The organism is Massilia atriviolacea, from assembly GCF_003953935.1.
Taxonomy (GTDB): Bacteria; Pseudomonadota; Gammaproteobacteria; order Burkholderiales; family Burkholderiaceae_D; genus Telluria_A; species Telluria_A atriviolacea.
In genome coordinates this window covers 44352-65353 of the sequence record NZ_RXLQ01000010.1, presented here as the reverse complement: position 1 = coordinate 65353, position 21002 = coordinate 44352, and the positions used below count along the sequence as shown (strand labels likewise).

Genomic DNA, 21002 nt, shown 5'->3' with positions numbered 1-21002 from the left:
ACACGGTAACAGCATGGCGGTCATCCCATCAGTCGCATCCGGGCAGCATAAAGAGGCAGACGCTTGCTAGACGGCCGCCTGTCCCTGACCACGCCCGAAGGCGTGAGCCTGCAACTGACGCCCGCCGGTCCCTACCTGCGCGCGGTCGCCTGGCTGATCGATGTGCTGATCTGGGCCGTGTTCTGCGTGCTGGCCCGCTTGCTCATGCCCGAAGGTAAGCTGGGCAGCGGCCTGTTCCTGGTCATCCTGTTCCTGTCCTACTGGGGTTACCCCATCGTCAGCGAAGTGTATTTTAATGGACGCACGCTGGGCAAGCGCGCGCTCGGCCTGGAAGTGGTGCGCAGCGACGGCCTGCCGGTCGGCTGGCGCGAATCGACCCTGCGCAACCTGCTGCTGGTGGCCGACTTCCTGCCTGCCATGTACGCCACCGGCCTGGCCTGCATGCTGTTCGACGCGCGCTTTCGCCGCCTCGGCGACATCGTGGCCGGCACCCAGGTCATCTATTTCGAAAAACCCCTGCCGCGCCCGACCCCGCCCTCGGCCGAACCGCTGCCCCTGCCTTTCCCGCTCAGCCCGGACCAGCAGCGCACCCTGGTCGACCTGTTCGAACGCGAAAACCGCCTGCCGCTCGACCGCATGGCCGAGCTGGGCACCATCGCCGAGCCGCTGACCGGCGCCACCGGGGCCGATTCGGTCGAACGCATGCGCGGCTACGTGGCGGGCTTTAACAAATGAAACAACAACAGTTCGAAGCCGATAACGCCGCCCTCTGGGCCGAGATCGCCGCCCTGCTCGACGGCGCCGGGACCGACCGGCGCGCCCTGCCGGCCCTGTACCGCCGCCTGTGCCAGTGCCTGGCGCTGTGCAGCCAGCGCGGCTATTCGCCGGCGCTCACCGATTACCTGCAAAAACTGGTCGGCGCCTGCCACCGGCGCCTGTACGGCACCGCGATCGAACGCCCGAACACGCTGGTGCGCTGGATGCTGATCGATTTCCCCTGCCGCGTGCGCGCCGAATGGCGCTTGCTGCTGCTGACCTGCCTGGTGTTTTTCGGGGTCGCGTTCGGGGTCGGCCTGCTGGTCTGGTTCAAGCCGCAGTGGGCCTACAGCTTCGCCTCGGCGGCCCAGCTGGAGAATTTTCGCGAGATGTACCAGCCGGGCAAGGCCAGCGTCGGGCGCGGCGGTAGCGAAGGCGACGTCATGATGTTCGGCCACTACATCTGGAACAATGTCTCGATCGGTTTCCGCACCTTTGCCGGCGGCATCTTCGGCGGCATTCCGGCGCTCATCAGCGTCGGCTTCAACGGCATGCACATGGGCGTCATCGCCTCCTGGCTGAGCAAGGACCCGGCTACCGCCAACCAGTTCTGGTCCTTCGTGATCACCCACGCCAGCCTGGAACTGACCGGCCTGCTGCTGTGCGCCATGTCCGGCATCCGCCTCGGGCTGGCGCTGATCCATCCGGGCCGGCGCACGCGCGCCCACGCGCTCCAGGAGAGCAGCGCGTACATGTTCCCGGTGATCGTCGGCGGCAGCCTGATGACCTTCTTCGCCGCCTTCATCGAGGGCTTCTGGTCCGGCTCGGGCGCGATTCCGATCAATGTCAAATACGCCGTCGGCGGCGTCTGCTGGGCGCTGGTGATCGGGTTTTTCCTGTTCGCCGGCCGCGGCAAGCAATAGAAGGCCGCCATGCAAATCGATAAACTGCAAATCGAACTGCGTCCGCGCACCAATGCGCAGGCGCTCGACCTCGGTTTCAGCCTGCTCCACTCGCATGCCAGCGCCGCCTACATGGCCTTCCTGGCCCTGTGGCTGCCGCTGCTGGCTTTGTGCGCCGCGCTCACCGTCTGGCTGCCCGCGCTGGGCTGGACCTGGATCCTGCTGGCCTGGTGGTTCAAGCCCCTGCTCGAACGCGCGCCGCTGTACGTGCTCTCGCGCCAGGTATTCGGCACCGCCGTCACCTGGCAGGAAGCGGTGCGCGCCTGGCCGCGCCAGATCGGCGGCGGCGCCTTGCGCCTGCTGACCTGGGGCCGCCCCTTCAGCGCCGGACGCGGCCTGTCGCATCCGGTCTGGATGCTGGAAGGCGCGCGCGGCCGCGTCGCCACCCTGCGCCGCCGCACGCTCGGCAACGGCGGCACCGCCTCCTCGGCGGTCTGGTTCGGCGTGGTCTGCTCCCACCTCGAAGTGGTGCTGCAGATCGGCATCCTCGGCTTCATCGGCATTTTTGCCAGCAGCGGCAAAAGCAGCAACCCCTTCAGCATGTTCATCAATACCAGCGGCGCCGCCGAACCGACCATGGCCGTGGCCCTGCTGACCCTGGGCGCCTTCGGCATCGCCACCGCGATCATGGCGCCGGTCTACACCGCCTGCTGCTTTACCCTGTACCTGAACCGGCGCGCCAGCATGGAAGCATGGGATATCGAAATCAAGCTGCGCCAGATGAAGCGCCCCGCCGCGCGCACGCGCGCCGCCCCGGTGCTGTCGGCCCTGCTGGCGCTGGCCGGCGCCGGCGTGCTGCTGGCCGCCGCCAGCCTGCCGCTGCCGGCCGTCGCCGCCGCACCGGCTGCCGTGGCAGGCGCCCAGCCCAAGTGCGAACCGCCGGCAGACGGCCCGCGCCAGCCCGAACGCGGTCCCCTGCTCTCGCCCGGCCAGGCCGGCGTACGCAAGCAGATCGACCAGCTGTACGCCACCGACGACCTGCGCAACTACGAGTGCAAGCTGGCCTGGCGCCAGAAAAAGACCGACAAGGAAGAGAAAAAGAAAAAGGACGAGGACCCCGATATCGACCTGCCCTCGGCCAGCCTAGGCCTGGCCGCCGACGTCTTCAAGGTGCTCGTGATCGCGCTGGCCATCGGCCTGGTCGGCTGGCTGCTGTACCGCTACCGCCACCATTTCCCCACCTTCGAACGGGGCGCGAAGCAGCGCGTGGCGACCGAAATCGGCGGCCTGAACATTCGCGCCGAATCGCTGCCGCCGGACGTGACGGCCGAGGTGCGCGCCTTCTGGGCGCGCGGCGAACAGCGCGCCGCGCTGGCCCTGCTGTACCGCGCCACCCTGTCGCGCCTGGTGACCGAAGACGCGCTGCCCCTGCGCCAGGGCAATACCGAAGGCGATTGCCTGCGCCTGGCGCGCCAGGCCGAGCAGCGCGGCCAGCTCGCGCGCGGCCGTCTCGATGTCGCCGACAGCGCGACAACGCTCTGGCTGAACGGCGCCTACGCGGCGCGCTGGCCGGGCGACGACGCCCTGCTGGCCTGCTGCGCCGCCTGGGACGCCCAGTTCGGCAAGGTGCGCGAGGTGACGCCATGAGCGACAGCGCCAAAGGCATCCTGGTCGCCGTCGCCCTGCTGTTGCTGGGCGCATTCGGCTACTGGTGGTGGCACGAGAATATGGAACAGCGCTGGGTCTCGGAAGCGCACACCTCGAGCGCGGCCTCGGCCGACCCGATGCTGGCCGCCACGCGCCTGCTGCGCCAGAACGGCCGCAGCGTCGACGGCGCCGGCTCGCTGGGCGAACTGATCGTGCCCCAGACCGGCGCCGGCACCATGATCGTCAGCGGCGCCTCCGGCACGGCCACGCCCGACCAGGCGCGCGAGGTGCTGGACTGGGTCCGGCGCGGCAATACCCTGATCGCCGAGCCGCGCTGGATCTCGCCTGCCGAAAAAGCCCTGGTCGCCGGCGCCGACGACGAGGAGGAAGCGGAAGAAGAGACCGAAGACGACGCCGAAGAAGAAGCCGAAGCGCAGGCCGCCGGCGACGACGCCAGCACCAGCGGCGAAGCGGCGCCGCCGCCCGGCGACGCCTCCGGCGGGAATGCCGCCTCTGCCGCCCCGGCCGCCCCTGCCGCCCCTGAAGCCCCTGAGGCCGACGACGACAGCGACAAGGACCCGCTGACCGAGCACCTGCGCGTGCGCACCGGCGTCGATGCGCTGGCCTGCAAGTGCCGCACCGAGGCCAAGGAAAAGGACAAGGACAAGCCGGAAGCGATCGCCGCCGCCAGGCTGGCGCGCGAACAGGCGCTCAGCCGCCTGACCCTGCCCGGCAAGGACTACGCGCTCCAGATCGACGCCGACGGCAACGAACTGGTCGGCCTGCCCGACAGCCCCGCCCCGCTGTGGAGCGACAGCGACGGCGGCGCGGTGCGCGTGTACGCCGAAGGCAAGGGCCGCATCGTGCTCATCGCCAACGGCTACTTCACCAACAGCGACCTGCCCCAGCGCGACCATGCCGAACTGCTGCTGGCGCTGACCGAGCTCACGCCCGGCAAGCACGTCACCATCGTCAAGCGCCTCAACGTGCTGCCCTGGTACAAGGCGCTGTGGCGCCACTACAAGCTGGCCCTGACCGGGCTGGCGGTGTGCCTGGCGCTGCTGCTGTGGAGCGCGCTGCGCCGTTTCGGCCCGATCCTGCCGGCGCCCAAGGCCGAACGGCGCTCGCTGCTCGAACATATCGACGCCTCCGGCGCCTGGCTGTGGAAAGCCGACGGCGGGCGCCAGCTGCTGATCGAGGCGGCGCGCGAAGACACCCTGGCCCTAATCAAGCGCCGCGCCCCGGCCCTGTTCCGCATGCCCGAGGGCGAGCTGTGGGCCACGCTGGCGCGCACCTGCGCCCTTCCCGAAGCCGACGTCAGCGAGGCCCTGGAACAGGACGCGGCCAGCCACGTCACCCGATTCACACGCCAGATCCGTACCCTACAAACACTGAGAAATCACTATGAACGATAGCACCGCCAGCAGTGCCGCCACCGCCATTCCGGCCGACCGCCTCACCCAGGCGATCGGCATCGTCCAGCGCATGCGCGAGGAAATCCGCGGCGCCGTGATCGGCCAGCAGGCCGTCGTCGACCAGGTGCTGGCCTGCTGCCTGGCCGGCGGCCACGTGCTGATCGAAGGCGTGCCGGGACTGGGCAAGACCCTGCTGGTCAAGGCGCTGGCCAAGACCTTCTCGGGCGAGTTTTCGCGCATCCAGTTCACGCCCGACCTGATGCCGGCCGACGTCATGGGCCATGCCGTCTACGACATGAAAAGCCAGTCCTTCAGCGTGCGCAAGGGGCCGGTGTTTTCGCACCTGCTGCTGGCCGACGAAATCAACCGCGCCCCGGCCAAGACCCAGTCCTCGCTGCTCGAAGTGATGCAGGAGCGCCAGGTCACCATCGAAGGCGAATCGCACCAGCTGCCGCCGCCGTTCATGGTGCTGGCGACCCAAAATCCGCTGGAAAACGAAGGCACCTACCCGCTGCCGGAAGCGCAGCTGGACCGCTTTCTGATCAAGGTGCGGATCGACTACCCGAGCGTCGAGGAAGAAGAGCAGATGCTGCGCATGGTCACGCGCGACCGCGTCGGCGACGGCCTGGACGTGAACCAGGTGGCCACCCTGGTCAAGCCCGAAACCATCGTCGTGCTGCAGCAGCTGGTGGCCAAGATCCGGGTCGACGATGCGGTGTCGTCCTACGCCGTGCGCCTGGTGCGCGCCACCCGCGACTGGCCCGGGATCGCCATCGGCGCCGGCCCGCGCGGCTGCATCGCGCTGGTGCGCATGGCGCGCGCCATGGCCCTGACCTCCGGACGCGATTACGTCACGCCCGACGACATCAAGGCGGCCGCCCTGCCGGTGCTGCGCCACCGCATCGCGGTCTCCCCCGAAAGCGAACTCGATGGCCTGAGCAGCGACGAACTGCTGCTTGGCCTGATCGAAGAAATCGCCGCTCCGCGTGGCTGACGCACTGACCCCGTCGCGCACCCTGCTCGCCGTGGCCGGCGGCTGGGCGCTGCTGGGCGCGGCCGCCAGCCACGTGCCGGCGCTGGTCCCGCTGTGGCAAGGCGCCGGCCTGGCCGCGCTGGTGGCCGCCTGCGCCGACGCCTGGATCGCGCGCCGCACGCCGCAGTTGCGCGTCGAACGCGAGCTGGCCGGGGTATGGCCGGTCGGGACCTGGAACAAGGTCACCCTGAAACTCCATAACGAAGGCGCGCGCGCCCTCGCGCTCGACCTGTACGACGATTATCCGACAAGCTGGGACATGCAGGGCCTGCCCCACGCGAGCCAGATCGCGCCGGGCGAGTTCGCCGCCGTGACGTATCACTTGTGCCCCGACCAGCGCGGCCCGGCCGGTTTCGGACCGGCCCACCTGCGCGTGCGCTCGCCGCTGCGCCTGTGGCAGCGCATCCACCGCCTGGGCGAATCGAGCAACATCAAGGTGTTCCCCGATTTTTCCAAGCTGCTCGGCCACACCCTGTCCGCGACCGACCGGCGCGCCCCGGCGGCCGGCGCGATCCGCAAGCGCCGCCGCGGCGAAGGCACCGACTTCCGCCAGCTGCGCGAATACCGCGACGGCGACAGCATGCGCTCGATCGACTGGAAGGCGACCGCCCGGCGCCAGAAGCCGATCACCCGCGAATACCAGGAAGAACGCGACCAGCAAGTCGTGTTCCTGCTCGACACTGGGCGCCGCATGCTGGCGCGCGACGACGTCACCACCCACTTCGACCACGCGCTCAACGCCGTGCTCACGCTGGGCTTCCTGGCGCAAAAACAGGGCGACGCGGTCGGGCTGATGACCTTCGGCGGCGCCGAAACGCGCTGGCTGGCCCCGGTCAAGGGCCGCAACGGGCTCGATCGCCTGCTGGCCGGGGTGTACGACCTGCAGCCGGCCGAGATGGCGCCCGACTACCTGCAGGCGGCCAGCAACCTGCTGGGGCGCCTGAGCAAGCGCGCCTTCGTGGTCATCATCACCAACCTGCGCGACGAGGACGATACGGCGCTGCGCTCGGCCTGCGAACTGATGTCGAGCAAGCACCTGGTGATCTGCGCCAGCCTGCGCGAAAAAGTCATGGACGGCACCCGCGCGCAGCAGGTCGACACCTTCGCCGGCGCCCTGCGCTACAGCGCCACCGTACACTACCTGCAGCAGCGGCGCGAAGCGATCCGCCGCCTCGGCATCCGCGCCGAGCGCCTGATCGACATCACACCGGACAAACTGAGCAACGCGCTGGTGAACCGCTACCTGGACATCAAGGAAAGCGGGCAGCTGTAGGCGCGCGCGGCCGCTTCCCTAGCGGATGTCGAACTGCGCCACGATCGCCGTGACGCCGAGCAGCAGCATGATCCACACGCCCGCGCTGACCAGCGTGGTGTTCTCGTCCGGAGCCGGGCCGAAGCGGTTCCAGCCGGCGTCGCCGGGGCGGCACAGCAGGTATGCAATCACCAGCAGGTTGAACGGCGCCAGCAGCATCAGCAGCGCCCACCATCCCGGGCGTGCCAGGTCGTGCAGGCGCCGGCGCGTCATCGCCAGCACGATCGCCAGCGCCGCAAGTCCGACGGCGGCGCCCGCCAGTTGCGCGATGCCGGGCTGCCGGGCCAGCCCGAGCGGCCCGAGCAGGTAAGCCAGCACCAGCACCAGCACCGTCGGCGGCAACAGCGCATACACCAGGAAGCGCATGCGGCCGATGCGGCCCTCCAGGCTGAACGGGGTCGGCAGGTAGGCGGCGCCGCGGTCTTGCGGCGCGCCCTGCCCCGAGGCCGGCGGCGCGTAGGGATTATCCAATTTGCTTGCTCCTGTTTACGTTCGGTACAGCCGGTCGCGACAACCTCAGCGTGCCGCGCCAGGCACGGGCGACGGCTCGCCCTGATTGTCGTCAAGTTTGACATACGCGGGCACGAGCACCAGCAGGCAGAACGGAAGCAGCGCGGCGCCGAGCGCCAGCGGCCAGGTGTTGGGCGCCGGCGGCAAGCCGTGCTCGTTCGCACCGGCGTGACCGGCTTCCAGCAATGGCCACAAGCAGAACGTCAGGTTCGCCAGCGGCACCAGGTACAACAGTCCCCACCAGCCGGACCGGCCCATGTCGTTCATGCGGCGGCGCGTGACGATCAGGGCCGCCACCAGCAATGGGATCGACACGACAGGCAGCGCCAGGCGCGCTGGCCAACCGGTCGCCGGCATGAGCGACGTGGCGCCCATGAACAGCGCCAGCAGCAAGGAGAGATACATCAGATAGCGCACACGTCCGATTCTTCCCGTCAAGGCGAACATGCGTGGCGCGTACACCGGCTGGCGTTGGACAGGCAAGCGCATGTCTGCGCCGGGCGGAGCGTATGGATTGTTCAAGAGAGCACGACGGTAAAATAGGCAGGGATGGCGGTTCCCCTATCATACCGATACCGGCGCGATCGCGTTCGGACATAAAAAATCCCGGCGCGGCGGCCGGGATGGCAAGCCGTCCTCGTGACGTTCAGTTGGCCGGCTTCGGCTCGGCTTGCGCCGCGGTGTCGGTCGCGGCGGCTTCCTCGCCGACTTCATTGCCCACGCCCGCGACCGAATCCGAATCCGCCGCTGCGGCTTCCATCTGCGTAGCGATGTCCGCGCTGCTGGCGGGCGTCATCATCTTCTTGACCAGCTCGTCTTCGAATTTCATATAGCTCGGCATCGACGCGACCATGGCGACCGGGATCAGCCAGGCGGCGATCACCAGCGGACGGGTGTTCGGCGCCGGCGCCGGACCGTACTGGTTGCTGCCCTCGTTGCCCCGGCCGAACAGCACCCACAGGAAAAAACCGAGGTTCACGAGCGGAATGAACTGCAGCAGCGCGAACCAGCCCGACTTGCCCATGTCGTGCAAGCGGCGGCGCAGGACGAAGAACAGGATCACGAAGATCGGCAGCCACACGATCAGGGCGATGGCGATCAGCACCATGAAGCCGACCACCTTGGCCAGCACGGCCAGCGCCACGCCCAGCACCACCATCATGGCGATCGATATGACCGAGGCATACACCAGGTAACGCACGCGGCCGATGCGGCCGTTCAGTTGAAACATCTTCGGCAGGTAGGTCTGGCTGTTGGCGAAGGGGGACGTCATGTCGGCCGACGGGGCGGCATACAGATTGCTCATGTGGGACTCCGGAAAAATTGATTTCGCTGATAAAGTAGCAATATCATACCGGCAAGATTGATTGTATCAATAGAACTATCGTCAAGTTTTTCCGGGAGCGTGGTGCCAGCGCGACAAGCGCCGGCCGTCAAGGACGGGCCGCCCCCGCAGGCGCGCCGCGCACGCTGAAGCGGGTCGTCGCCACCACCTTGTCGTCGGCGTCGACCAGCGCCAGTTCGTGTTCGCCGGCGACCGGCTGCCAGGCATGGCCGGCGCCGGCCGCGCCCAGCGCCACGCCGTCGAGGCGCCAGGACAGGCCCGCCGCGCCCTGCGCGCGGAACACCACCCGCTCGCGCCCGGCCGGAATGTCCGGGTCGAGCGCGATCACGCCGTCCTGGCCCGGATACACAATGGCGCTGCGGCGCTGCGCCGTGCCGACCAGGGTCAGCTGCGCGCTTTCGGTGCCGCGTACGAACCATTCGCGGCGCGGCGCTTCCAGCGCGGGCTGGTAGCTGACCATCTGCTGCACCAGCCCGGGCGGCGCGGCCGGGGCGCGGCTGGGCAAGGCGCGGTGCAGGCGCTCCATCACGTCGCGCCATACCGGCGCGGCGCCGCTCACGCCCGAGACATCCCACATCGGACTGCCGTCGAAATTGCCGACCCAGACCGCCACCGTGTATTTTTCGGAGTAGCCGACGCACCAGTTGTCGCGCATGTCCTTGCTGGTGCCGGTCTTGACCGCGCTCCAGAAGGCGGTGGCCAGTTCGTTGCGCAGCCCGAAGGTCAGGCTGCGCGCCGCCCGGTCCGACAAAATGTCGCCGACGATGAAGGCGGTCTTGGCATCGAGCACGCGCGTCTTCGGCTGGGGCGCGCGCGGCAGCAGGGTGACGCCGCCGTGCAGGCCGCCGTTGGCCAGGGTGCGGTAGGCGTTGGCCAGTTCCAGCAGCGAGACGTCGCCCGAGCCGAGGGCCAGCGAAAAGCCGTAGAATTCGGCCGGCTCGGACAGGCTGGCCATGCCGAGCGCGCGCAGGCGCGCATGGAAGCGCTCCAGGCCCGTCAACTGCAGCATGCGCACGGCCGGCACGTTGAGCGAACTGGCCAGGCTGGTGCGGGTGCTGACCCAGCCCTTGAACTGGCGGTCGTAATTCTGCGGCACGTAGGGACCGGCGGCGGTGGCGATCTCCAGCGGCGAATCGTCCTGCGGCGAGGCCGCCGTGATCCAGCCGCGCTCCATCGCCAGCTGGTACAGGAAGGGTTTCAGGGTGGAGCCGGCCTGGCGCAGCGCCAGCACGCCATCGACTTCGCTGGCGCCGCCGTTGGCGACGTAGGCGACAATCTCGCCGCTGTCGTTATCGATGGCCACCAGCGCGCCTTGCGTCACATGGCGCTCGCGCAGGGCGGCCAGGTGCGCGCGCAGGGTGTCGGCGGCGTCGCGCTGGATGCCCGCGTCGAGCGTGCTGCGCACCTGGCGCGCCGTGCCCGTCCCCATCCCCTTCAGCAGGCGCTGCGCCACGTGCGGCGCCTGGGTCTGCGCGGCGCTGGCGGACGGTCGGCTGAAGGCGGCCGCCACGTCCCATTCGATGCCGGCGCACTTGGCCGCCGGGTTGATCTCGCGCGCCAGCAGGCAGGCGCGCTGCGCCACCACGCGCGGCGCCGCCGAGGGCGCGCGCAGCAGGCTGGCCAGGATCGCCGATTCGGCCTGGTTCAAGCCCGACGGCGCCTTGCCGAACAAACCCTGCGATGCGGCGCCGATGCCTTGCAGTTCGCCCCGGAACGGCACCAGGTTCAGGTAGGCCTCCATGATCTGGGCCTTGCTCCAGCCGGCTTCGAGTTCGCGCGCGACCCTGGCCTGGTCCCATTTCTGGCCCCAGCTGCGTCCCCCGGCGCCGGCGCGCAGGCGCTCGTCGACCAGCGCCGCCAGTTGCATGGTGATGGTCGAGGCGCCGCGCGCGCGGGTGCGCAGCAGGTTGTCCCAGGCGGCCTTGCCGAGCGCGCCGACATCGACGCCATCGTGCTGCATGAAGCGGCGGTCTTCGGCGTGCACCAGCGCCAGGCGCGTGGCCGGCGAAATATCGGCCAGCCCCACCCACGGCGCGCGCCGCACCGTCATGTCGGTGCGCAGCGCATCGATCGGCACGCCATGGCGGTCCAGCAGCTGCACGTCCGAGGCGCGGTAGGCCGTTTTTACCTGCTCGGGCGTGGGCACCGCGCCCACCTGGCCGGCCCAGGCCAGCGCCAGCACGGCGGCCAGGCGCCGCATCAGCGTCCCACCTCGATCGCCGCGTTGGGCAGTTCGCCCGCCACCTCGGGGCTGTACAGCGCTTCGACCCGGGTCGGCGGCAGCGTGAAGCGGCCCTGGTTATTCAGGCGCACGGTGTACTCGATGCGCCATCTGCCTTTGGGGACGAAGTCGTAATACGCGCGGAAGGCGTCGAAAGTGCGTTCCTCGAAGACCGGCCGCACGCCAGCGGCATCGCTCTCGGCGCCGGGCAAGGCGATGGCGTCGCGTGCCAGGCCGTTGCCGAGCAGGGTGGCGCTGGCCGGAATCGGGTCGTCCAGCGCCACCCAGGTCATGTCGGCCAGCGCTTCGAGGTCGAGCCGCACGCGGTAGGTGTCGCCGCGCGACCATGCGCCCTTGACCTTCTGTTCGAGCGGAGTGATGGTCTTGGCGATCGTGTAGCCGTTCGCCAGCGGCGCCTTGAGTTCGACCGCCGCCAGGCTTTGCACGATGGCCCAGGGTTTGCCGCTGCCGTTGTGCGAGAGGACCAGGTCTTGCTGGCCCGCGCCCCACGGGTGGTGGATGACGGAGACGCCGCGCGCATTCCAGTTCGCTTCCCTGACCGTGTTGCCCAGGCCCGCGCTGCTGCTGCCGGTGACCGCCTCGCGTTCGAACTTGCGCGAGAATTTGTCCAGCGCCAGCACGCCCCAGGCGTTGGCCAGGGTCGAGCCCCAGCGCCCTTTCTGCTGGCGTCCCAGGGTGCCGCGCGCCAGGCGCCCCATGTCGCCCTGCCAGGCCGCGTCGTCGATCACGGCCAGCAGCAGGCGGTTGGCGTTGGTGTCGGGCGAGGCCATCAGCCACCACCAGTTATCGTTCTTCTCGGTCGAGAAGGACAGGCCCGCGCCCTGCAGGTTCAGGCGCGCGCGCAGGACCTGCTGCACCTGCGCCAGCTGGACCTCGCGCTGCGCCAGCGCGGGGCTGCGCTGGAGGATCGCATACCAGTCGATGACGGCCGAGGTGGGCCACAGGTTCGGCTCGATCGTAAACGATTCGAGCAGTTCCGGCGCCACCGGGCGCGTGCGCGACAGCGCTTCCAGCGCGGCGATCTTGCGCACCGCCGTGTCGACCCGGGCCACGCGCGCGGGACGCGTGAGCTTGCCTTCGACGAACTGGCGCAAGCCTTGTTCCATGCGCTCTTTCAGCGCCGGCGCGAGCGCGAAGCCGGCTTCGGCGCCGACCGACAACAGGTAGGCGGTCAGGCTGTCGCTGCCCTGCACCTGGCTCGGGTAGTACTTGACCAGGCCATCGGCGTCGAGCTGCGCCGGCAAGGCCGCCGCCAGCTTGTCCCACAGCGCGCTGTCGCGCAGGGCCACGGCGCGCGAGGCATCCTGCTCGATGCCGCGGTACGGATAGGCCGTCATGTAATCGCGCACGCCGGGCAGGCTCTCGCCCAGGCGCGCCACGAAGGTGGTGCGCACCCCGCCCTGCCCCGCGATGGCGCCGGCCGGGGCCTGCACCTTGACCGTCTGCGGCTGCTCGATGCGCACCAGGGTCGATTGCACCGTGCGCACCGATACCGCCGGCAGCACCTTCTGGCCGATGCGCAGCTTGTCGCTGGCGCCGGCGCTGCGCGCGTCGATGGTCCAGGCAAGCGCACCGGCGCCGGCCGGCACCTGGTAGTCCCAGCCGGCTTCCTGCGCCGCGCCCGGCGCCAGCGTCAGGCTCTGGCGCGCCAGCGCCTTGGGCGCGCCGCCGTCGGCCGCCACGCTGGCGCCGACATCGACGGTGAGCGCGGCCTCGGTGGTGTTACGCAAGGTGACGCCGGCGCGCAGGCGGTCGCCTTCGCGCACCAGCGCCGGCAAGCCTGGCAGCACGATCAGGTCCTGGCTGCTGCGGATCTCGGTTTCGCCGGTGCCGAACATGGCGCTGCCGCCGCTGGCCACGGCCACGATGCGGAAGGAGGTCAGCGTGTCGTTGAGCGTGAGCGGCACGCGCGCTTCGCCTTTGGCGTCGAGCACGATGCGGGCCTTCCAGAACAGCAGCGTGTCGAACAGCTCGCGGCTGCCCTGGCCGCCGCCGCCGCCGGCAGGCAGCGCCTTGCGTCCGAAGTGGCGCTTGCCGATCACCTGCATCTGCGCGGTCGCCGTCTGCACCTGCAGCATGCGTTCCTGCATCATGGCGTTCAACAGGCGCCAGCTACGGTTCGGCATCAGTTCCAGCAGGCCCGCGTCGACCGCCGCCAGCGCCACTTCGGTGCCGGCCGGGGCGGGCGAGCCGTCGGCGCGCGTGACTTTCAGGCTCACCGTGGCGTTCTCGCGCACCTTGTAATCCTGTTTGTCGGTCGTGACCTTCACGCTCAGTTCGTGCGCGCTCCAGCCCACCCGCACCGGCGCGATCCCGAGCTTGTACGATGGCTTGCCCAGGTCGACCATGGCGGTCGGCTGCACCCCGGCCACGCGGCCGCGCACCACCAGCGCCGACACGAAGGCGTTGGGCGCGTACTTGCCCAGCATGGGGATGGTGAATGTCGGCTCCTTGCCGTCCAGGCGCCGCACATAGGTGTCGAGGATGCCTTCGCGTTCGACCGTGATCAAGGCGGTGGCGTCGCGGAACGGGCTGCGCACCTGGAAGGTGGCGTCCTGGCCCGGCTCGTAGCGCTTGGCCGAGGGCAGCAGGTCGATGCGGTCGTTGTCGCCGGCCTGGAACCACCAGTCGCCGGCACCGGCCACCCACAGGTCGCGCTGGGTGACGGCGCTGCGCTGCTGGCCGTCGACGGCGCGCGCGCGCAGAATCAGGTTGCCGTCGGCGGGCGTGCGCACTTCGCAGCGCAGCAAGCCCTTGGCGTCGCTGCGGCCCTGGCAGGCCGGGCCCACGCGCGTGACTTCGCTGGTGTTTTCGTAGGCGTAGAAACCGCCGATCAGGCGCCGCCGGTGCGTGTAGCTGGTGCGCTGGAACAGGTCGACGTCGACCGCGACATCGGCCACCGGCTTGCCGTTCACGCCCAGCACCACCACCTCGAAGCTGGCCTTGTTGCGGGCCGCGACCGCGTCGTCGGCGCGGATTCCGAGCACGTACGACGAGGGCCACAGGGCGATCCGGGTCGAGGTCGACAGCGTCTCGCCGTTGGCGTCCTGGTAGGACAGTTCGGCCACCAGGTCGCGCGCGCGCTCGCCGCTGGGCAGCTGGTCGATGCGCACGCGCGCGCCGCCGGCCTTGTCGAGCACCAGGGCGCGCGTGCGCACGTCGCCGGCGGCGGGGGCGCCGTCGTCGCTGTCGCTGTCGGTGATGTAGTCGTGGTCGTAGCGTCCGTCGTCCTGCACGCCTTCACGCACGTCGCCCGCACCGAAGGTGAAGCTGTCGTAAGCGGGGAAGGACAGCATTTTTTCTTCGGTCAGGGTGCGCAGCTTGACCGGCGCCTTGGCGGCCACGCCGCCGGCCAGGTAGCCGACCTGCAGGTCCAGGTCGAAGGCGCTGGCGCCGACCAGCGGCGCGGACGGACCGTTCAGCAGCGCCTTCATGGTCGGCACGCGGAACTGCTCGACGCGGAAGGAGCCGGCCTGCTGGGCCCCGATCCGCACGTCGTACACACCGAGTTTGGCGCCGGGCGGGATGACCCAGTCGTATTCGGCCGTGCCGCTGGCATTCCAGCGCAGCGGCAGTGTGTAGGAGGTGCCGCTGCCCTGGTGCGAAATGGTGAAGGTGCTGGCCTTGGCCTCGACGCCGGTGGTGTCGAATTCGATGCCGCGGCTGGTGCTGCGGCGCAGGAAGTGCTTCATGTGCACCGTTTCGCCGACCCGCAGCAGGCTGCGGTCGAACACGGTGGCGACGATGCTGGTGCTGCCGCCGGGGTTGAACGGCAGGTTGAAGCGCCACGATTCGATGCCGTTGTCCCAGTCCGACAGGGTGAAGGTGTAGTCGGCGCCGCTGCGCGCGCTGATGAACATGCTGCCGTTGCCGCGGCGGCAGTCGCCGCGCGCGAGCGGCCTGTCGATGCGGGCCACGCCGGCGTGATCGGTCGTGCCCTGCCACAGCAGCTTGCCGCCGCAGTCGCGCACCGCCACCGCCGCCTTGGGCACGGGACGGCCCTTGTCGAGCGAGGTGACCCACACCAGCGAAGAATCGGCGCCGTGCTTGAAGTGGGCCGCCATATTCGTCACCAGCGCGCTGGCGCTGACGTAGGCGGTTTGCTGTTTGTCGAACAGGGCCACCCCCAGCTTGGGGCTGGCGAATTCGACCACGTAGAAGCCGGGCTTGGGCAGCGGGATGCCGATCACTTCGAACGGGCGTCCGCTCGCCGGCGCGGGCAAGGTGAACGCTTCCGGCTTGCCGCTCTTGAGGCCCGCAAACACGGATCTGGTGTGGACGTCGGGGGCGTTGGCGTTCATGCGATTGAGCCAGTCGATGACGTCGAGGTCCTGGCGCTCGCCCTGCACGTCGACGCGCAGCATGGCGCCGGCGCCGCGCAGCTTGCCCGCCAGCTTGGTTTCCACATTGCGCACGGTGACCGGCAGCAGGCGTTCGGTGCGCGCTTCGATGATGCCGAAACTGGCCGGGAACTTGATCAGCGGCGGCAGCACATCCATCCGGATGGTCATCGGGAACTCATGCTGGTTGACCAGCGCGCGCCCGTCGTCGTTCTTGAACCCGGGCGGCAGCGCCAGTTGCAGGACGCTCTTTTCGGGGAAGGGACCGTTAAATTGCAGATAGCTGAGCGGCGCGCCGCGCGCGCCGCCGCTGTCCCGGTAGGGGCTGTACAGCTTGCCGTCCGGACCGGTGAGGGTGATCTTGTCGGCCTCGGCGCGCGCGACCGGGTCGTTGAAGGACAGGCGCAGCGGCATGAGCGGCACGCAGGGGCCGCCGGCGGTCAGGAAGTCGCAGCTGAATCTGGCCGTAAAATCGGCCCCGGTCTTGAACGCCAGCGACTGGTCGGCGCTGGAGGCCACCCCGCCCATGCCTTCGATCCCGGCGGCCCAGACCAGGGTGACGCCGGCGCTCGGCGGCAGCTTGCGCTTGCATTGCAGCAGCGCCAGCGGCAGCTCGTCCTTGCCCTTGGGCTGGGCGCCGCCCAGCTTCACGTAATCCTTGAGGTAGCGCTCGACGTAGCCCTTGCGCGCGGCCAGCACCTGCTCGCGTTCGGCGCCGGCCAGCACGCGCACGCCGATCCGCTCGTTGATGCCGTCCACCGTGCAGTACGCCTTGGCGGCGATGCTGGCTGGTCGCGCCGGCGCGTCGAGCCCGAGGATGAATACCTGCTGCTCGTCGGCCAGGCCGCCCCTGGCCGGGGCGCTGTCGCGCACGCTCGGGCCGCCCGTATCGAAGCCGAAGCGCGCCGTGCCGGCCAGCGGCCGGGCCGCCAGGTCGCGCAGCTCGGGCTTGAGCGTGAAGCTGCAGCGCACGCCGGGCGGGACGTCGCGCGCGAAGTCGTAGGTCCAGATGCGGGCGTCGATCCAGCGCCCGTTGCCGGCCTCGGCGCAATCGATGGCGAAGGGTTCGGCCAGGCGGGCGTCGCCGAAGGCCACCATGGGGGCGGAGAAGCGCGCCGTGACCTGGCGCACGGCCTTGACCGTGCCGGCCGGCGTGAACGCCTCGACCGTGGTCTGCGCCTGCGCCGCCAGCGCCAGGCAAGCGAGGGGAAGCAGACTCAAAAGTGTGGACGGGGCGCGCATGGTTTCTCCAGGTAGGACGATGTTCCAGCTTGGACCCGCGCGTTATCGGCGGGCTTGGCAGGAATCAAGACAAGGCGGCGAGTGTTGCAAACATCGGGGACGCTGTCAACGATATTAACGTTTTGATACGCCCGCTCACGGACGAGCTGGTGTGCAGTACAGCAGCTTTATGGTTAGAATGGTCCGTTACATTGCCGCCGCACAGCATCTTCCGCGCGCAGCGCCCACTCAAGAGGCCCGCATGACCCTGAATTTCCCCGTGATCCTGAACCTGGCCATCGCCCTCGGCGTGTGCTTCCTCCTGTATAAGATGCAGCAAGCGCATGCCTCCTTCACCAAGCGCGTATTTACCGGCCTCGGCCTGGGCGTGCTGCTGGGCGCGGCGTTCCAGCTGATGTACGGGGCGCCCTCCCCCACGATCGCCGAGACCGGCGCCTACCTCGACATCGTCGGCACCGGTTACGTCAAGCTGCTGCAGATGATCGTCATGCCGCTGATTATGGTGTCGATCGTCGCCGCCATCCTCAAGCTGCGCGACGCCTCCTCGCTGGGCAAGATCAGCGCGCTGACCATCGGCATCCTGATGGCGACCACGATGGTGGCGGCCGGCATCGGCATCCTGATGGCCAAGCTGTTCGGCCTGTCCGCCGTCGGCCTGACCGCCACCGCCGCCGAAGTGGCGCGCGGCGACTATTTGAAAGGACACCTGAACACGGCGCAGGCGATCTCGCTGCCGGGCATGATCATCAGCTTCATTCCCGCCAATCCCTTCCTCGACATGACCGGCGCGCGCAAGACCTCGACCATCGCGGTGGTGCTGTTTTCGATTTTCGTGGGGATGTCGGCGACCGGCATCGCGGCCAGGCAGCCGGAGATCTTCGACGCCTTCGAGCGCTTCATCAAGGTGGCGCACGCCATCGTCATGCGCATGGTGACCCTGGTGCTGCGCCTGACCCCGTTCGGCGTGTTCGCGCTGATGACCCAGGTGGTGGCCGGATCGAGCCTGGAGAGCATCGTCAAGCTGCTCGGTTTCGTCACCGCCTCGTACAGCGCCCTGCTGCTGATGTTCTGCGTGCACCTGCTGCTCATCAGCGCCTCCGGCCTGAACGCGGCGCGCTACGTGAAGAAGATTTTCCCGGTGCTGGCCTTCGCCTTCACCTCGCGCACCAGCGCCGGCTCGATCCCGATGTCGGTGCAGACCCAGACCAGCCGCCTCGGCACCCCGGAAGGCATCGCCAACTTCGCCGCCTCGTTCGGCTCGACCATCGGCCAGAACGGCTGCGCCGGCATCTACCCGGCCATGCTGGCGGTGATGATCGCGCCCACCGTCGGGATCGACCCGATGACCCTGAACTTCATCGTGCCGCTGATCGCGATCATCACGGTCGGCTCGGTCGGCGTGGCCGGCGTGGGCGGCGGCGCCACCTTCGCCGCGCTGATCGTGCTGTCGGCCATGGACTTGCCGGTGGCGCTGGCCGGCCTGCTCATTTCCATCGAGCCCTTGATCGACATGGGCCGCACCGCCCTCAACGTGAGCGGCTCGATCGCCGCCGGCACCGTCACCAGCCGCGTGCTCGGCCAGACCGACATGGCGGTCTTCAACAGCGATGCCGCCGCGAATCTCGATGCCGACGAGAAAGCAGCGTAAATCGCGCGTAACGTGCGCTGAGCCGCTGCCGAATCCGTCTATGATGGCGCCGTGTCAACATGTCAACGACAGGCGAATCGATGGAACAAAAGTGGCCCCAACAGATCTGGCTGGTCAGGCACGGACAAAGCGCCGGTAACGTGGCGCGCGACGCGGCGGATGCGGCCGGCGGCTTGCATATCGACATCGCCGAGCGCGACGTCGACGTGCCGCTCTCGGCCCTGGGCGCCGAACAGTCGCGCGCCCTCGCGGCCTGGTTCGCGGCCATGCCGGAACACCAGCGGCCCAACGTGGTGCTGCATTCGCCCTATGTGCGCGCGGCCGACACCGCCCGCATCATCATGGAACAGCTGGGCCGCGACAGCCTGATGGCGGTGCACGTGGACGAGCGCCTGCGCGAAAAGGAATTCGGCATCCTCGACCGCCTGACCACGCTCGGCATCGAGCACAAGTACCCCGAGCTGTACGAGCAGCGCCAGCACGTCGGCAAGTTCTATTTCCGCCCGCCCGGCGGCGAGAGCTGGTGCGACGTCATCCTGCGCCTGCGCAGCATCATCGACACCATCACCCGCGAGTTCTGCAAGGAACGCGTGCTGATCGTCGGCCACCAGGTGACGGTCAACTGCTTCCGCTACCTGTTCGAACGGCTCGACGAGTCCTCGATCCTGGCCTTCGACCGCGCCGGCGACGTGCCGAACTGCTCGGTGACCTCGTACAGCTTCAATCCGCACGACGGCAAGCACGGCAAGCTCGGCTTGCAATTGACTAACTTTGTCGCTCCGCTGGAAGCGGCAGGCACGCCGGTCACGGCTCAAAAAGATGTGCCCGCTGCTCCGAAAGCGTAGGCGCGCCGGTCCCATGGACATGCCGCTCGCCAGCACCCACATGATCACCATCGACAGTGCGGCCCTGCGCGCCTGGCCGCTGCCGATGCCGCCGGCCGAAGGCGACAAGGAACGGCGCGGCCACGTCCTGGTCCTGGGCGGCTCGTGCGAAATGCCGGGCGCCGTGATCCTGGCGGCCACGGCGGCCCTGCGCGCCGGCGCCGGCAAGCTGACCATCGCCACCGGCGCCAGCGTGGCCCAGCTGGTGGCGCTGGCGATGCCGGAGGCGCGCGTGATCGGCCTGCGCGAGACGGCCGAAGGCGGCTTCGAGCGCGAGGCGCTGGCCACGCTCGACCCGCTGGCGCGCAAGATCGACGCCGTGCTGATCGGACCCGGCATGCAGGATGAAGCGGCCACGGCGGCGCTGGTGCGGGCCCTGCTGCCGCGCCTGGCGGGGATCGGCGTGGTGCTCGACGCCAACGCCATGGGCATCGTCGCCAATCCCGACCAGGGCGGCGATGCGGCGCCGTTCCGCTTCGCCGAGCCGGTCATCCTGACCCCGCACGCGGGCGAGATGGCGCACCTGAGCGGCATGCCCAAGGAAGACATCCTGGCCGACCCCGACAGCGCGGCGCGCACGGCGGCGCAGGCGTGGAACGCGGTGGTGGCGCTGAAAGGCGCGCGCACCGTCATCAGCGCCCCCGAAGGCGGACCCTGGCAGCACGAAGGCGGCAATGTCGGCCTGGCCATTTCGGGCTCGGGCGACACCCTGGCCGGCATCATCGCCGGCCTGGCCGCGCGCGGCGCGACCCTGGCCCAGGCCACCTGCTGGGGCGTGGCGTTGCATGCGCAGGCCGGCGAACGGCTGGCCTTGCGCTTCGGCGCGCTGGGCTACCTGGCGCGCGAGATTCCGGCCGAAATTCCGGCCCTGATGGAGCAGGCCGCGCATTCCGCATCGTGATGGCATCGGCGCGGCCGGTTACAAAGTTTGATCCGGATCAAATTGCGCGGACATGGAGCTCAATCTACATCAGAAGCGCAAATAAAGATGAACCGGCGCAGAGCTTGAAAGTCTAAATTTTACAGTCGAATCGCGCATCAGAAAATGGGACCGCGTTACCCACGACGTCGGTTCCCTGATGGTCCTGGCCGGGCGGCGCGGCATGTCCGGCAGGATCGACCTGGCGCCGTTGCCTTCGGCAAGCTGGATGGACAGGCAGCGGTACTCAATTGACGTGACCGAGGAGTAAACAATGAAACCATTCACAAGCGCACCAAAAATCCTGTTGACCGCGGCGCTGCTGGCGTCGATGCTCGTTGCCTGCAAGCGCAACGACACCCCTGCCACGGGCACGGGCGACACCACCACGACCACCACCACCCCGGGCACCACCTCGGGCACCAGCGGCACCGGCGGCACGACCGGCACGGGCGATACCGGCACCGGCGGCACGGGGACCGGCGGCACGGGGACCAGCGGCACGGGGACCAGCGGCACGGGCACCGGCGGCAGCGGCGGCACGAGCGGCGATACCGGCACCGGCAGCTCCGGTACGGGCACGGGCGGCACCGGGACCTCGGGCACCTCGGGCACCTCGGGAACGTCCGGCACCGGCGGCACCACGGGCACGGGCGGCACCACGGGCACCGGCACCACGGGCAGCACCGACACCACGCCGCCGCCCGACAAGGACAAGCGCTAAGCGCGCGCCGGCACGGCCAAGCTGCATGCCGCCATCGAACCGCATGGCGGCCTCAGGCGGCGTTGCCGGCGTTGACCGTTCCG

Annotated in this window: 15 protein-coding genes; 10 read left to right on the top strand and 5 right to left on the bottom strand. The window is 69.3% G+C overall.

Features of this window, described 5'->3' with window-relative positions:
- The first annotated feature begins 63 nt into the window (after nt 1-63).
- The 6 genes from EJB06_RS19185 to EJB06_RS19160 are packed head-to-tail and all read left to right on the top strand — an operon-like array spanning nt 64 to nt 7026.
- Nucleotides 64-735, top strand: a complete 672-nt coding sequence (locus EJB06_RS19185) for an RDD family protein (protein WP_126075634.1) — start codon at nt 64-66, stop codon at nt 733-735.
- Nucleotides 732-1679 carry a stage II sporulation protein M gene (locus tag EJB06_RS19180; protein WP_126075633.1) on the top strand — a complete coding sequence of 316 codons (948 nt, stop codon included), beginning with the start codon at nt 732-734 and terminating at the stop codon, nt 1677-1679. The genes EJB06_RS19185 and EJB06_RS19180 overlap by 4 nt, the downstream gene beginning before the upstream one ends.
- Nucleotides 1680-1688: 9 nt before the next feature.
- Nucleotides 1689-3305 (top strand): hypothetical protein, encoded by a 1617-nt coding sequence (locus EJB06_RS19175; RefSeq protein WP_126075632.1) that lies wholly within the window; start codon nt 1689-1691, stop codon nt 3303-3305.
- Nucleotides 3302-4720, top strand: coding sequence for a DUF4350 domain-containing protein (locus tag EJB06_RS19170; RefSeq protein WP_126075631.1), 1419 nt, complete (start codon nt 3302-3304; stop codon nt 4718-4720). The genes EJB06_RS19175 and EJB06_RS19170 overlap by 4 nt, the downstream gene beginning before the upstream one ends.
- Nucleotides 4710-5714, top strand: a complete 1005-nt coding sequence (locus EJB06_RS19165) for an AAA family ATPase (protein WP_126075630.1) — start codon at nt 4710-4712, stop codon at nt 5712-5714. Before EJB06_RS19170 ends, EJB06_RS19165 begins: the two co-directional genes overlap by 11 nt.
- Entirely contained in the window at nt 5707-7026 is a 1320-nt protein-coding gene (locus EJB06_RS19160) for a DUF58 domain-containing protein (RefSeq protein ID WP_126075629.1), read from the top strand. Before EJB06_RS19165 ends, EJB06_RS19160 begins: the two co-directional genes overlap by 8 nt.
- Before the next feature lie 18 nt (nt 7027-7044).
- Here the strand turns inward: EJB06_RS19160 and EJB06_RS19155 are convergent, their stop codons facing one another.
- The 5 genes from EJB06_RS19155 to EJB06_RS19135 all read right to left on the bottom strand — a co-directional run bounded on the left by EJB06_RS19155 (nt 7045) and on the right by EJB06_RS19135 (nt 16744).
- The gene (locus EJB06_RS19155) at nt 7045-7536 is read right to left on the bottom strand and encodes a DUF805 domain-containing protein (RefSeq protein ID WP_126075628.1); all 492 of its coding nucleotides are present in this window, start codon (nt 7534-7536) and stop codon (nt 7045-7047) included.
- Nucleotides 7537-7581: 45 nt separating this feature from the next.
- On the bottom strand, nt 7582-8064 hold the full coding sequence (locus tag EJB06_RS19150) for a DUF805 domain-containing protein (protein WP_126075627.1): 483 nt from the start codon (nt 8062-8064) through the stop codon (nt 7582-7584).
- Between the two features lie 157 nt (nt 8065-8221).
- Complete coding sequence (locus tag EJB06_RS19145) at nt 8222-8881, bottom strand: DUF805 domain-containing protein (RefSeq protein ID WP_126075626.1); 660 nt, start codon at nt 8879-8881, stop codon at nt 8222-8224.
- Between the two features lie 127 nt (nt 8882-9008).
- A complete protein-coding gene (pbpC, locus tag EJB06_RS19140; RefSeq protein ID WP_126075625.1) occupies nt 9009-11120 on the bottom strand; it encodes a penicillin-binding protein 1C in 2112 nt (703 codons plus the stop codon).
- On the bottom strand, nt 11120-16744 hold the full coding sequence (locus EJB06_RS19135; protein ID WP_126075624.1) for an alpha-2-macroglobulin family protein: 5625 nt from the start codon (nt 16742-16744) through the stop codon (nt 11120-11122). Before EJB06_RS19135 ends, pbpC begins: the two co-directional genes overlap by 1 nt.
- Before the next feature lie 241 nt (nt 16745-16985).
- Between EJB06_RS19135 and EJB06_RS19130 the strand changes: the two genes are divergently transcribed.
- The 4 genes from EJB06_RS19130 (at nt 16986) to EJB06_RS19115 (ending at nt 20919) form a co-directional block, all read left to right on the top strand.
- Complete coding sequence (locus EJB06_RS19130; protein ID WP_126075623.1) at nt 16986-18392, top strand: L-cystine transporter; 1407 nt, start codon at nt 16986-16988, stop codon at nt 18390-18392.
- 80 nt (nt 18393-18472) lie between these two features.
- Complete coding sequence (locus tag EJB06_RS19125; protein ID WP_126075622.1) at nt 18473-19237, top strand: histidine phosphatase family protein; 765 nt, start codon at nt 18473-18475, stop codon at nt 19235-19237.
- Between the two features lie 13 nt (nt 19238-19250).
- Nucleotides 19251-20177, top strand: a complete 927-nt coding sequence (locus tag EJB06_RS19120; RefSeq protein WP_229427161.1) for an NAD(P)H-hydrate dehydratase — start codon at nt 19251-19253, stop codon at nt 20175-20177.
- Nucleotides 20178-20469: 292 nt separating this feature from the next.
- A complete protein-coding gene (locus EJB06_RS19115; RefSeq protein ID WP_126075621.1) occupies nt 20470-20919 on the top strand; it encodes a hypothetical protein in 450 nt (149 codons plus the stop codon).
- Nucleotides 20920-21002: the final 83 nt, after the last annotated feature.

Coding starts and splice junctions, on each gene's coding strand:
- EJB06_RS19180 (WP_126075633.1), top strand. CDS start 732: ATGAAACAACAACAGTTCGAAGCCGATAACGCCGCCCTCTGGGCCGAG.
- EJB06_RS19175 (WP_126075632.1), top strand. CDS start 1,689: ATGCAAATCGATAAACTGCAAATCGAACTGCGTCCGCGCACCAATGCG.
- EJB06_RS19170 (WP_126075631.1), top strand. CDS start 3,302: ATGAGCGACAGCGCCAAAGGCATCCTGGTCGCCGTCGCCCTGCTGTTG.
- EJB06_RS19165 (WP_126075630.1), top strand. CDS start 4,710: ATGAACGATAGCACCGCCAGCAGTGCCGCCACCGCCATTCCGGCCGAC.
- EJB06_RS19150 (WP_126075627.1), bottom strand. CDS start 8,064: ATGCGCTTGCCTGTCCAACGCCAGCCGGTGTACGCGCCACGCATGTTC.
- EJB06_RS19145 (WP_126075626.1), bottom strand. CDS start 8,881: ATGAGCAATCTGTATGCCGCCCCGTCGGCCGACATGACGTCCCCCTTC.
- pbpC (WP_126075625.1), bottom strand. CDS start 11,120: ATGCGGCGCCTGGCCGCCGTGCTGGCGCTGGCCTGGGCCGGCCAGGTG.
- EJB06_RS19135 (WP_126075624.1), bottom strand. CDS start 16,744: ATGCGCGCCCCGTCCACACTTTTGAGTCTGCTTCCCCTCGCTTGCCTG.
- EJB06_RS19130 (WP_126075623.1), top strand. CDS start 16,986: ATGACCCTGAATTTCCCCGTGATCCTGAACCTGGCCATCGCCCTCGGC.
- EJB06_RS19125 (WP_126075622.1), top strand. CDS start 18,473: ATGGAACAAAAGTGGCCCCAACAGATCTGGCTGGTCAGGCACGGACAA.
- EJB06_RS19120 (WP_229427161.1), top strand. CDS start 19,251: ATGGACATGCCGCTCGCCAGCACCCACATGATCACCATCGACAGTGCG.
- EJB06_RS19115 (WP_126075621.1), top strand. CDS start 20,470: ATGAAACCATTCACAAGCGCACCAAAAATCCTGTTGACCGCGGCGCTG.